11 protein-coding genes are annotated in these 12164 nt (G+C 69.3%); 4 read left to right on the top strand and 7 right to left on the bottom strand.

Going from position 1 to position 12164, the window contains the following annotated elements; genetic code table 11:
* Positions 1-13: 13 nt before the first annotated feature.
* Both ON43_RS20545 and ON43_RS20540 read right to left on the bottom strand, forming a co-directional pair.
* Positions 14-1258: a ribonuclease D gene (locus ON43_RS20545; RefSeq protein ID WP_040809962.1), complete on the bottom strand. Its 1245-nt coding sequence runs from the start codon at positions 1256-1258 to the stop codon at positions 14-16.
* A 202-nt stretch (positions 1259-1460) separates the two neighbouring features.
* Positions 1461-2087, bottom strand: coding sequence for a DUF3000 domain-containing protein (locus tag ON43_RS20540; protein ID WP_083913568.1), 627 nt, complete (start codon positions 2085-2087; stop codon positions 1461-1463).
* A 73-nt stretch (positions 2088-2160) separates the two neighbouring features.
* On the opposite strand from ON43_RS20540, the gene hemE reads away from it, so the two are divergent.
* Both hemE and ON43_RS20530 read left to right on the top strand, forming a co-directional pair.
* Positions 2161-3228 (top strand): uroporphyrinogen decarboxylase, encoded by a 1068-nt coding sequence (gene hemE / locus ON43_RS20535; RefSeq protein ID WP_040809837.1) that lies wholly within the window; start codon positions 2161-2163, stop codon positions 3226-3228.
* Positions 3229-3903: 675 nt separating this feature from the next.
* Positions 3904-5250, top strand: a complete 1347-nt coding sequence (locus ON43_RS20530; protein WP_040809958.1) for a protoporphyrinogen oxidase — start codon at positions 3904-3906, stop codon at positions 5248-5250.
* Positions 5251-5407: 157 nt separating this feature from the next.
* Here the strand turns inward: ON43_RS20530 and ON43_RS20525 are convergent, their stop codons facing one another.
* Complete coding sequence (locus ON43_RS20525; RefSeq protein WP_245568676.1) at positions 5408-6355, bottom strand: threonine/serine dehydratase; 948 nt, start codon at positions 6353-6355, stop codon at positions 5408-5410.
* A 75-nt stretch (positions 6356-6430) separates the two neighbouring features.
* Between ON43_RS20525 and ON43_RS20520 the strand changes: the two genes are divergently transcribed.
* The gene (locus tag ON43_RS20520) at positions 6431-7105 is read left to right on the top strand and encodes a TetR/AcrR family transcriptional regulator (protein ID WP_040809833.1); all 675 of its coding nucleotides are present in this window, start codon (positions 6431-6433) and stop codon (positions 7103-7105) included.
* A gap of 61 nt (positions 7106-7166) precedes the next feature.
* On the top strand, positions 7167-7862 hold the full coding sequence (gene hemQ / locus ON43_RS20515; RefSeq protein ID WP_040809831.1) for a hydrogen peroxide-dependent heme synthase: 696 nt from the start codon (positions 7167-7169) through the stop codon (positions 7860-7862).
* A gap of 174 nt (positions 7863-8036) precedes the next feature.
* On the opposite strand, the gene msrB is transcribed toward hemQ, so the two are convergent.
* The 4 genes from msrB to ON43_RS20495 form a co-directional block, all read right to left on the bottom strand.
* A complete protein-coding gene (msrB, locus tag ON43_RS20510) occupies positions 8037-8492 on the bottom strand; it encodes a peptide-methionine (R)-S-oxide reductase MsrB (RefSeq protein ID WP_051178791.1) in 456 nt (151 codons plus the stop codon).
* A 9-nt stretch (positions 8493-8501) separates the two neighbouring features.
* Entirely contained in the window at positions 8502-9788 is a 1287-nt protein-coding gene (locus ON43_RS20505; RefSeq protein ID WP_083913567.1) for a glycosyltransferase family 87 protein, read from the bottom strand.
* 305 nt (positions 9789-10093) lie between these two features.
* Positions 10094-11656 (bottom strand): alpha/beta hydrolase, encoded by a 1563-nt coding sequence (locus ON43_RS20500; protein WP_040809827.1) that lies wholly within the window; start codon positions 11654-11656, stop codon positions 10094-10096.
* Between the two features lie 32 nt (positions 11657-11688).
* A partial coding sequence (locus tag ON43_RS20495) for a dihydrofolate reductase family protein (protein ID WP_040809825.1) occupies positions 11689-12164 on the bottom strand: 476 nt, incomplete at its 5' end.

Raw genomic sequence — 12164 nt, 5'->3', positions numbered from 1 at the left:
GATGGAGCTGGGGTCAGGCCTTCGGGTAGAGGGCTTCGGCCAGCCGCGGGACCGCTAGTTCGCGTTGCCAGGGGCGGGCGCCGCCGGCGGCGAGGTAGTCCTCGATGAGGGTGGGGGCGTCGCCGTTGGTGGCGGATTTGGGGAGGCCGTCCCAGCACATGCGGCGGAGCAGATCCGGAGTCAGCAGGTTCTCGACGGGGATGGAGACCTCCGCGGAGAGGTCGGTCATGGCCGAGCGGGCGCGCTGGAGGCGGGCGGCGGCGGCCGGGTCGCGGCGTTCCCAGCGGTTGACGGGGGGTGGGCCGTCGAAGGGCTGGGTCAGGGGCGGGAGTTCGTTGTCGGGGAGGGCGCGGGCGCGTTCGACGGCGCCGAGCCATTCGCGGGAGTAGCGGCGCTGGCGGGGGCCGCCGAAGATCGGCAGGGCGCGCAGTCCGGCGATGGACTTGGGCTCGTTGGTGGCCGCGGCCACGATGGCCGAGTCGGGCAGGATGCGGGCGGGGGCCACATCGCGCAGGCGGGCCAGGCGGTCGCGGGTCGTCCATAGCTCGCGGACGATGGCGAGCTGGCGGGTGCGGCGCAGGGTGTGGATGCCGGAGGTGCGCCGCCAGCGGTCGGCCTTGGGGCCGGACGGTTCGGCGGTGCGGACGTGCTCGAATTCCTGTGCGGCCCAGTCGGATTTGCCCTGCTCGGCGAGATCGGCGGCGACGGCCTCGCGCAATTCGAGGAGCAGCTCGACGTCGAGGGCGGCGTAGTTCAGCCAGTCGTCGGGCAGTGGCCGGGTGGACCAGTCGGCCGCGCCGTGGCCCTTCTTCAGCTCGCGCCCGAGCAGCTTCTCCACCATGGCGGCCAGGCCGACGCGCTCGTATCCGGCCAGGCGCCCGCCCAGTTCGGTGTCGAAGAGCCGGGCCGGGTACAGCCCGAGTTCGGCGAGCCCGGGCAGATCCTGGTCCGCGGAGTGCAGCACCCACTCCAGATCGTTGATGGCCTCGGCCAGCGGTGCGAGATCCCCGTCCACCGGAATCGGGTCGATGAGGAAGCTGCCCGCACCCTCGCGCCGCAACTGGATCAGGTAGGCGCGATTGGAGTAGCGGAACCCGGAGGCGCGTTCGGCGTCGACCGCGAGCGGTCCGGTGCCGGCGGCCAATCGACGGGCGGCCTCGGCCACTTCGGAGGCAGAGTCCAGTACCGGCGGTACACCGTCCACTGGCGCGAGCAACGGTACCGCGGCAGTGGCTTCGGGTTCATCTGGTACGGACATGGTCTTGAACTCTACGGGTAGGGCAAGGGCGGGCCGCGTCACGGCGGTGAAACGACCGGCCGTGACACTGCGTCGGGCCATTGGGAATCGTACGTCGGCCGCCCCGATTTCGTTGCAGTACAGACGTTCTCGCAGGCGAGGGGCTATTTCCCGGCAGCGGGGGCGGGAATTCGGGATCCGGCCGCCCCGATCTCGGGTCCAATTATTCGCTGTCCTCACCGCGGCGCACGTCCAACCGGGTGACCCCGGCGGGCGGCAGTCCGGCCGCATAGGCGAGCACCTCGCAGAAGGCCTCCACGTGTGGCCGCATGGCGGTGTCGCCCACTGTCCAGGAGGCGCGCACCTCGAGTTGATGCGCGCGCGGCGGTCCGGCGATATCGCCGTAGCGCACCGAGCTGGTCGAGGTGACCGTGCCGCCGAGGGCGGTGAACGGTGTCCGCGAGTCGAGGGCGTCGACCAGCCAGCTCCACGCCACCTCCGGCAGCAGCGGATCGGCGGCGAGCGCGGAGTCGATATCGGCCTGGATGTAGGCGACCAAGCGGAACACCCCGTGCCAGGCCTCCTGCCCGGCCGGGTCGTGCAGCAGGATCAGGCGGCCGAACGCGTCACCGTCGGAGTCGACGGGCACCACATTCGTGTCGGGTCGCGTGACCTCCGCGCCGAGGGCATACGAGTAAGGGGCGAGGCGCTGCGGCGGACGGATCGGTGCGAGTTCGATTCGAGGGTGCACTGATGCGGATCCCATGGCCTCGACCGCGGCGCGGAACCGGGCTGGTTCTTCGGGCTCCGGGGTCGGGGCAGCGCCGTCGCGGAAGTCGAGCGGTGTCACGAAAGGCACCGTAGACCTTGCGGGTGCCGCGTGGTGCGAGGCGCGCCGCCGGGGGCCTTTACGATGGGCGGTGATGAGTACTCACGCCCGCCGCCAGCTGACCGATGCCCCGTTCCTTGCCGCCGCCACCGGTGGCGTGCCGCATCGGCGTCCGGTGTGGTTTATGAGACAGGCCGGTCGGTCCCTTCCGGAGTACCGCGAGGTGCGCGCCGGAATCGGCATGCTGGAATCGTGTTTCGATCCGGAGCTGGTGTGCGAGATCACCATGCAGCCGGTCCGCCGCCATGACGTGGACGCGGCAATCCTGTTCTCCGACATCGTGGTTCCGCTCAAGGCCGCGGGCATCGACCTCGACATCGTGCCGGGCGTCGGGCCGGTCATCGCCGAACCGGTGCGGACCGTCGAGGATGTGCGCAAGCTGCCGCGGCTGCGGCCCGAGGAAGTGGGCGCGGTCACGGCCGGTGTGAAGCTGCTGCTCGACGAGCTGGGCAACACCCCGCTGATCGGATTCGCCGGTGCCCCGTTCACTTTGGCGTCTTACCTGGTCGAGGGCGGGCCGAGCAAGAACCACGAGCGCACCAAGGCGATGATGCTCGCCGACCCCGAAACCTGGCATCAGCTGCTGGGCGTGCTCACCGACATCACCATCGAATTCCTGCAGGCGCAGATCGCGGCGGGCGTGGACGCGGTGCAGCTGTTCGACTCCTGGGCCGGTGCGCTGACCCAGGCCCAGTACCGCGAATACGTTATGCCGCACTCGGAACGGGTCTTCACCGAGATCGCCGACGCGGGCATCCCGCGCATCCACTTCGGTGTCGGCACCGGAGAACTGTTGGGCGCCATGGGCGAAGCCGGCGCGGACGTCGTCGGCGTCGACTGGCGCATCCCGCTGCCCGAAGCCGCCCGCCGCGTCGGCCCCGGAAAAGCCTTGCAGGGCAACCTCGATCCCGCCGTCCTGTTCGCGGGCCCCGCCGCCATCAACTCCGAGGTCCACCGCATCGCCCGCGAAGCCGACGAGGCAATCACCTTGGGCGCCAAGGGCCACATCTTCAACCTCGGCCACGGCGTCCTCCCCAACACCGAACCGACCATCATCACCGACACCGTCGCCCTCATCCACAGCCTCCCGACTCCCCTCTGAGACCGCGGCCGGAGATATATCTTCGGCGCGCGAACGCCCGGCGGGGTCAGCGGAGGCCATTAGGTACCGGCTGCCCGCATGGGCGGCCGAGCCAACCTCGCCCCGGTCGACGGTGACGGCCCGCGACCGCACTTCTCGCAGCGGTCACCACCGGTTCCGCCTCATCGGCGGCCCTGACACCCGGCCTGCTCTCCACCGACGGCTGTGTGGCCGGACCGCCGACCTGCTCCGCGCCTGATGGGGCGCCGTTCCGGCCGCCTCCGATCACCCCGGCGGCCGCGCCCCAGGCTCGGCGTCGGCGCTCCACCTACGCGCGGCCGTCAGCCTGCTGCCGCTGAGCATCGCTGGCCGTTGTCGGCCGCGGTCGGCCACGCCCGGATCGGGCCACCGGTGCCGGTGTCGTCCGGCTCGGCCGACCCTGTGCGGTGCGCGCCGGCCGGGTCGAGGGCGGCGCGGTGTCAATCACGTTTCTCGGTGGGGTGTTTCGGGTCGGAGGTGACCTAGTGCCCTATCGAGCCATGAAAATGCAGGTGAGAGTGGGTTGTCGGGTGCGTGGCCGGGATGTCGCGGGCGGGGGTCGGGCTTCGGTGGTCGCGGTCGGCGGGAGTAGGTTCGGCTGGGAGCGGCTCTACGTCGAGGCGTCGCGGCGAGGACTAGGTGACGAGGAGATTGGCGATGCGGGTCGCGGTTGTCGGTGGGGGGATCAGCGGGCTGGTGGCTGCCTATCGGGTGCGGCAGGCATTGGGGGAGTCGGCGGAACTGATCCTGGTCGAGCGGAGAGACCGGGTCGGGGGGATTCTGCGGACGGTGGAGATCGAGGGGGATCCGGTTGATTTGGGGGCCGAGGCGTTTGTGGGGCGGCGGCCCGAGATTCCGGAGTTGATGCGGGAGTTGGGGATCGAGGGGCAGCTGGTGCATCCGGCGGGGAAGCGGCCGTTGGTGTGGTCGGAGGGGGCCGGGCATCGGCTGCCGGAGCGGACGTTGATGGGGATACCCGCTGAGGCGGAATCGGTTGCGGGGCTGGTGGATGCGGCGACGGTGGCCTTGATCGAGGATGAGCCGAATCGGCCGTTGACGTGGGTTGCGGGCGGGGATATGTCGGTGGGGGAGTTGGTGCGGGATCGATTCGGGGAGAAGGTGGTTCGGCGCAGTGTCGATCCGCTGCTCGGGGGTGTGTATGCGGGACTTGCTGATTCGATCGGGGTGCGGGCCGCGCTGCCGACACTGGCCGCCGCGCTGGACCGTGGCGCGACCAGTTTGACCCAGGCTGTGTCGGAGGCGCTGCCGCCGCCGAGCACGACGCCGGTCTTCGGCGGTATCCGCGACGGCTACGGCGTACTGCTGGACGCCCTGCGCGCCGCCGCCGATGTGAAGGCCGAAATCGGCACTGCCGCAACCCGCCTCACCCGGACCGCCACCGGCTGGCACCTGGACCCGGTCGGCGAGGTGGACGCGGTGATTCTCGCGACCCCTGCCCCGGTGACCGCGGAACTCCTGCGCGAGGTGGCTCCCGAAGCCGCCGAACTCGCCGCGGGCATCGACCTGGCTTCCTCCGCCGTTGTGGCACTTGCCCTTCCGGCGGACACCGCCCTCCCCGACAACTCCGGCATCCTCGTAGCCACCGGTGAGCCGTTGCGCGCCAAGGCTTTCACCCTCTCCAGCCGCAAATGGCCCCACCTGGCCGCCCGTGACGTGGCGCTGGTCCGAGCCTCCTTCGGCCGCTTCGGAGACCCCACCCCACTGTCCTGGTCCGACGACGAGCTCATCCAGGCCGCCGTCGAAGACCTCACCACCGTCACGGGCATCGACATCCGCCCCCTCCACGCCGTAGTCCAACGCTGGCCCGGCGGCCTCCCCCAATACGCCCCCGGCCACACCACCCGAATCGCCGACCTACGTTCCGCCACAGCCGATCTCCCCGGACTGGCCCTGGCAGGCGCCTATCTCGACGGCGTCGGAGTCCCGGCCTGTGCTGCCTCCGGCACCAAGGCCGCCGCGAAGGTCGCCGCCCATCTCGGCTGACCTACCTCGTCATTCCGGCGTGCTCTTGGCCGGAATCCACACGCGCCGTTCATCACCATCGCAGTGTGGATCCCGGCCAAAAACATGCCGGGATGACGGAGGGAACATACCGGGATGACGGAGGGCGGGGACGGAGGGCTTCGCCCCGGGCGGCGGGTTAGCTGACCAGGTCGGAAGGGTCGGTGTTGGCGCCGCAGATGATGACGGCTACGCGTTCGCCGGGGGAGGGGACGTAGGCGCCGGAGAGCAACGCGGCCAGGGCGGTGGCGGCGGCGTGTTCTACGGCGAGTCTGCGGCAGTCCCAGAGGGTTTGGCGGGCGGCGATGATTTGCTTGTCGCTGACCAGGACCGAGATGACGTCGCCCGCGGCGGCCGCGGAGAGTGCCATCGGGGTGATTCGGCGCGCGCCTAGGGCGTCGGCGGCGACAGAGTCGACTCCCACATCCACGGGTTCTCCGGCCTCGAGGGCGGCGTTGAACGCGCGGCAGGTCTCGGGTTCGACGGCGACCACTCGCACGCCATGGTGGTTGGCGGACACGGTGATTCCCGTCAGCAGCCCCGCGCCGCCGACCGCCACCACGACGGTGTCGACCCCGGGCAGTTGCGCGATGATCTCCTCCATCAGCGTTCCGGCTCCGGCCGCGATGTAGGGATCGTCATAGGCGTGGGACCGCAGCGCGCCAGTGGCCTGGGCATACCGCTCGCATTCGGCGGCCGCGTCGGCGTAGGCCGCGCCGCCGCAGAGCACCTGCGCCCCGAGGGCTTTCAGCCGAGCCACCTTGACGGCGGGCGCATGGTCGGGCAGGAAGACGGTGGCCGCGGAACCGACCAGGCGGGCCGCCCACGCGCACGCCACGCCCGCGTTGCCGCCGGAGGCGATGGTGATGCCGGTCTTGGGCAGCAGCCCCAGTTCCCGCTGCGCGAGTACGAAATTGGCCGCGCCGCGCGCCTTGAAGGTCCCGGTGTGCTGCATGTGTTCGAGTGCGAACCAGACCTCGCCGGCCACCGGGACGGTGTCGGCGTCCGCCCGGGCGACCACCACGGGTCGGATGTGGCCGGAGATACGGTCGGCGGCCGATGTCACGTCGGCGTATGTCGGGTGCACTTGCGCTTCTTTCGTTTTCATCGCTGGGCTGGGGCCGATCTACCGCTTGGTTACACTGTAACTTACGCTGGACGCATGCCCAGGAAGTCGAAGTCGTTGGAGGAGGCGACTCCCGAGGCGATCGCCCGCTCCGGTCTCGACATCATCGCCACCCGTGGTGCGGGCGAGCTGAGTTTCCGCGCGATCGCCGCGCATCTGCGGGTGTCGCACACCACCGTGGTGCGCAGGGGCGGAGGCGATTTCAACGGCCTGCTCGAATTGCTGGCCGATCAGCTCGCCGACGATCTGCCCGAAATCCCGGCCGGTTCCGACGATTGGGACAAGGCCACCGAACGCCGCTTCGTCGCCTGGTATGACCTGCTGACCAGTTATCCGGGCCTGGTCATGCTGCGCGGCCCGCGCGTCTGGCTGGGCCCGCGTTTACTGGCCCGCCTCACCGAACCCCAAGTGGCCGACAACCTTTCCCAGGGCATGACTCCCCGCGACGCCTTCCGCGCCTACCGCGAGTGCTACCTCTACACCCTCGGCTGCGCGGGCCTGGTCGCCCAGCACGACCGCAAACCGGTCCGCCTGCGCGTCCGCTCCGACCTGGCCGCCCTCGACCCGGACCGCTACCCGGAACTGGCGACCCACCTGGACCTGGTCAGCGAACTGCTCACCAGCGACGAGGTTTTCCACGACGGCCTGCGCCGCCTCATCCACTCCTGGGCCCGCGACCTGAACCCGGCAGAGAGCGACCCCGAGACCTGAATCACCGTGTCGGCCATGCCCCATTTCGGGCGCCTCACCGCGCAATGGCACGATGGGTCCCATGGCGCGACTCGACTACAAGGCTCTCAACGACACCATCCGCTACCTCATGTTCTCGGTGTTCCAGGTGGAGCCCGGCGAGCTCGGTGACAATCGCGCGGCCGCGATCAAGGAGGCCAAGGCCTTCTTCGAATCGCTCGAGGAGCGCGGTGTGGTCGTGCGCGGTATCTACGATGTCGCGGGCCTGCGCGCCGACGCCGACTTCATGATCTGGTGGCACGCCGAGAAGATCGAGGACCTGCAGGCCGCCTACGCCGACTTCCGCCGCGTCACCGAACTCGGCCAGATCTCCAACCCGGTCTGGAGCCAGGCCGCCCTGCACCGCCCCGCCGAGTTCAACAAGTCCCACATTCCGGCCTTCCTCGCGGGTGAGGAGCCGGGCAACTACATCTGCGTGTACCCGTTCGTGCGCTCCTACGACTGGTACCTGCTCCCCGACGAGGAGCGTCGCAAGATGCTGGCCGACCACGGCAAGGCCGCCCGCGACTACCCGGACGTGCGCGCCAACACCGTCGCCTCCTTCGCCCTGGGCGACTACGAGTGGATCCTCGCCTTCGAGGCCCCCGAACTGCACCGCATCGTCGACCTCATGCGCGACCTGCGCGCCACCGAGGCGCGTCGCCATGTGCGCGAGGAGATCCCGTTCTTCACCGGTCCGCGCGTCGAGCTCGAGCAGCTGATCAACGCACTGCCGTAAGGCGTTTCGATACTGCCGTAAGGCGGTTCACGACATCGGGCCCGGCCGCGCACTGCGACCGGGCCCGAGTTGTGTCCGAATGATCAGGGCGTTCGCCGAATGATCGCTGCCCGCCCTGCCCGCAGAATTCGGGGCATGCACGGGATCCCGTCCGCCCCATAATATTTCTGCGACTCAGTCTGCTGCGCTGCCCGAGGGGTGTAGACGCAGCGAAATCGAGTTGATGCAGTAGCGCTTGTCCGTGGGCGTGGGATACCCCTCGCCCTCGAACACGTGCCCCAGATGGCTGTGGCATGTCGCGCACAGCACTTCGACGCGCCGCATGCCCAGGGATGTGTCCTCTTTCAGCAGCACGGCATCGGATTTCGCCGGATCGAAGAACGACGGCCAGCCGCAGTGCGAGTGGAATTTCTCGCTGCTGCGGAACAATTCGGTGCCGCAGGCCCGGCAGGAGTAGACGCCCTCGGTCTCGGTGTCTGTGTATTCGCCGGTGAAGGCCCGCTCGGTGCCCGCCTCACGCAGCACGCGGTACTCGTCCGGGGTCAGCTTGGTCCGCCATTCCTGCGGGGTCAGCTGGATGCGCGGGGCGGGTAGCCCCGCGTCCCCGGGGGTATCAGCATCGGAACTCATGGCTCCACGCTAGTACGCGACGCCGGCCTTGGTCCGGGGCGCGGCGGGGAGCTCGGTGTCGTCGGCGGTCCATTCCGGGTGCATCCAGGCCGGATCCAGCGACTTGCCGGTCTCGAGCCGGCCCTCGCGCTTGGCGGCCAGGTAGCGGTCGCCGAGCACGCAGAACACCACGATGAGCAGCAGGCCCCAGCCGAAGGTGGTGCGCAGGTACTCGAGATCGCGGCCGATGCTCTGCCAGCGGTCGGAGAGCCACTTGTCGTAGGACATGAATCCGAAGATCGCCACCCACGCGGGCCAGTTGCGCAGCAGCGAGTTTCGCTGCACCACGGTCAGCAGCATGGGGAACAGGAACATCGAGTAGTACATCTGGCCCAGCGAGCCCAGCAGCATGACCGCGGTGATCAGGATGCCGGAGGTGTTGCAGATGTAGAACACCTCGTCCTCGCGGTAGTACCGGTACAGCAGCCACAGCGAGATCAGGACCAGCACGCCCATCACGATGCGAATGGTCCAGGTCAGCCACTCCGCGACACCGTAGTACCCGGCATTGCCGACGATGGCGCTGTTGAAGTAGTCACGCGCCTCCATCAGGTACGGCAGCGTGTGGGAGAAGAATTCCTTGTAGTCCACGATCAGCGGCCAGGCGATCAGGTTCAGCGCCACCGGAATACCCAGGGCGGTGATGAACACCTTCCACTGCCCGCGCACCAGCGGAATCAGCAGCAGCGGCACCGTCAATGGGCCCTTCACCGCGATGGTCAATCCCAAAGCGACACCGGCCCACAGGTCTTTGCGCTTCAGCAGCAGGTGGATGTAGGCCATCATCGCCAGGAACAGGCACCCGTTGATATTGGTGAAGGCGAGGGTGTTGGTCACCGTCTCCGACACGAACATGGCCAGCAGCAGCGCGGGCGCGGCCACCGAGTTCAGCGTGAAGTTGAACAGCTTGAGCAGCAGATACCAGGCCAGCAGCAGCGCGATCGCGTTGACGAGGATGAACCCCCACCGCGATTTCTCCGGATCCAGAATCGCCAACGGCGAGATCAGCAGCGTCCCGCTCGGCGGATACAGATACGCCGGATCGGTCGAGTTGAAGTTCGCGTTGTACACCGCGCGATGGTTCAGGAACGCCAGCGAGGCGTTGTACACCGGCGTGAAGTCATTGGTGACGTGATAGTTGACAGCATTGATGAACACCCGATGTATCACGGTGAGGATCGCGAGCGGCCACAGCGCAAAGTTCAATACCTCAGCGGTAGTGCGAGCGGTCCGCGGCTCGAGCTGTCGAAGGAACACTCGGGCACGGTACACCGAATCCCCCGTTCACACCCACGCCGACCCGCCTAATGAGTTGCGTGGCGTACAGCCCACTCGCGATCACCCGCCGCCCCCTAATCAACCCCGAATGCCCAACCCCGTCAAGCGCACTCCACACCCGCCGCCATCGGTTCTCCGTATGCCAACGTGACAACTGATCTCGCAACGGTCGGGGTAACTCGTCGGGTACGCCCAAAATAGGTTCGGCATCCGAACCGCCGGCACGGATGCGAGACGGTCGACGGCACTCAGCCGCCCGCTGAAGTCGCGGAGAGGCGGGACAGTCAAGCGGGGCAGGCGGTGCCGTCGGCGGGGAGGGTGGCGGATTTGAGGTAGTCGGCGAGGGATTGTTGGGCGCAGCCGGAGTGGACGAAGGTGGGGTGGCCCCAGCCTTGCCAGACGACGGTGGCGGTGCGGGCGCCGGCCGCGCCGAGGGCGCCGGTGACGGTGGGGCGGCCGTCCTGGCCTACGACGGGGTCGGCGCTGCCGCCCATGACGAGGACGGGGAGGGCGAGTTTGTCGGGGAGGGTCATGGGGGAGGCGGCGGGCCAGGCGGAGCAGGCCATCAGGTCGATGGCGGCCACCTTGCCGAAGACCGGATATTGGGTGGCCCAGGCGGATTCGAGGGCCTTGGCCTTGTCGGGGGTGGACGGTTCGTGGTTGTCGCTGCAGCGGTTGACGAATTCGCCGTCGTTGGCCACCGAGGAGGCGGCGCGCAGGGTGAAGTTGGTGAGCGGGCCGCGGTCGCCGCGGCCGAGGGCGGCCAGCGCGTCGGCGAATTCGGTGACCTGCTGATTGCCTTGCGTGCGTGAGTCGCCCAGGAAGCCGCTGAGCGTGGTGACCAGGGCCGACGCCGAGAGATCACCGAATTGCCCGGCCCCGGCGCGATTCACGAGATCGATGACGGCCGCGCGCGGGTCGGCTCCCAGCGAGCAGTTCAGCGACGAGCAGCGCTGCGCGAACGCGGTGAGCGCGGCCTCCTGTCCCTTCACCTTCTGCTCGGCCCGCCCGTTGGCGTCGAGCCCGACGGCCTGCGGCGAATCCAGCACCAGCCGACCGAGATGCTGCCCGTACTTGCGCGCGTAGCTCAACGCCACATTCGCCCCGGTCCCGGTGCCCAGCAGCGCGATGTGCTCCACCCCCAGCTGCTTGCGCAGCTGCTCGATGTCGTCGGCGGCGTGCGGCGCGTCGAAGGTGGCCTGGGCGGGTGCCAGGAAGTCCAGGCAGGCGACGGTGGCATTGCGTCCGGCGGTGCTCATGGCGTCCACGGGATCGGTTGCGCCGCGGGTGAATTGGCCCTGGTCGGCGATGATCTTGCGCTGCGGGTCGGTCATGCAGGTCACCGGCTGTGAGCTGCCGATCCCGCGCCGATCCACCGCGATGATGGGCCGCGCCGCCAGCAGCGCGCTCGCGTTCCCGGCCGCCAGCCCGGCCAGGGTCGCCGTCGAGGACCGATCGGACCCGGAGGTCAGGATCAGCGGCGCGGCGTCCTTGGGCGTCCGGTCGTAGCGCGCCCGCATGGCCGCGTTGCGGAAGTTGCCCGCCACGTTCCCGGCGACATCCACCTGCGTGGTGTACTCGGCGCATTCCAGCACCAGCCCCTGCGGCGGCGCGCCGAGCGACAGCAGGCTGAACGTCGGTGCGGTGCAGTCCTTCCAGGCCAGCTCGGTCTTGGGGACCTCGGGCGCGGGCGGGACGGCGTCGGGCGCGGTGGTGGTGACATTCGCGCCGGCCTGATGCGGTTTCTCCACGGCGACCGCGGGCCGGTTGGACGGCCCCGCCCCGCAGGCGGTGGTCACCAATACCGACAGTGTCGACGCCAGCAGAGCGGCCCGAGTCCAGCGCATGCGCTACAGCCTGCCAGGTCCGGCACGCGGTTTCAGCCTCGGGTGTGCGCGCGTTCCCATCGGGTCAAGATCGTGCCGTCGCCGTCGAGCAGCAGGTGGCGGGGGAACATGGGGGTGGGCAGGGCCTTGGGGGACACCGCGATTCGGCCCGCGGTCCCGGCCACCAGCTGCGGTGACACGGTGAGGCAGAGGTCGTCGACGGCTCCCGCGCTGACGAATTCGCCGAACAGCGACGGCCCGCCCTCGCACAGCACCCGCCTGAGCCCGAGACCGTCCAGTTCCTCACGAATGGTCTCGGCCGCGCACTGACTCTCGCCCGCGATGATCACCTCGGCCCCCGCGTCCCGCAGCCGCTGCACACGATTGGACGGCGCGGTCGAGGTGGTGAGAATGATCGGCTTGGGCCCGGTATCGGTGAACAGCTTGCTCTCCGGATCCAGCGACGCGTGCGCGGTGACGACCGCGATCCGCGGCGGTGTCCCCGCCGAATCCCCGCCCAATCCCTCCT

Origin of the sequence: Nocardia concava NBRC 100430, from assembly GCF_000308815.1 — a bacterium.
GTDB classification, from domain to species: domain Bacteria; phylum Actinomycetota; class Actinomycetes; order Mycobacteriales; family Mycobacteriaceae; genus Nocardia; species Nocardia concava.
Note: the sequence above shows the minus strand (reverse complement) of the source record. Positions and strands in the feature narration are given on the sequence as shown.

Bases quoted from the DNA above. Each gene is read 5' to 3' on its own strand.
- ON43_RS20500 (WP_040809827.1), bottom strand. From the start codon at position 11,656: ATGCGCTGGACTCGGGCCGCTCTGCTGGCGTCGACACTGTCGGTATTG.
- ON43_RS20520 (WP_040809833.1), top strand. From the start codon at position 6,431: ATGCCCAGGAAGTCGAAGTCGTTGGAGGAGGCGACTCCCGAGGCGATC.
- msrB (WP_051178791.1), bottom strand. From the start codon at position 8,492: ATGAGTTCCGATGCTGATACCCCCGGGGACGCGGGGCTACCCGCCCCG.
- hemE (WP_040809837.1), top strand. From the start codon at position 2,161: ATGAGTACTCACGCCCGCCGCCAGCTGACCGATGCCCCGTTCCTTGCC.
- hemQ (WP_040809831.1), top strand. From the start codon at position 7,167: ATGGCGCGACTCGACTACAAGGCTCTCAACGACACCATCCGCTACCTC.
- ON43_RS20545 (WP_040809962.1), bottom strand. From the start codon at position 1,258: ATGTCCGTACCAGATGAACCCGAAGCCACTGCCGCGGTACCGTTGCTC.
- ON43_RS20530 (WP_040809958.1), top strand. From the start codon at position 3,904: ATGCGGGTCGCGGTTGTCGGTGGGGGGATCAGCGGGCTGGTGGCTGCC.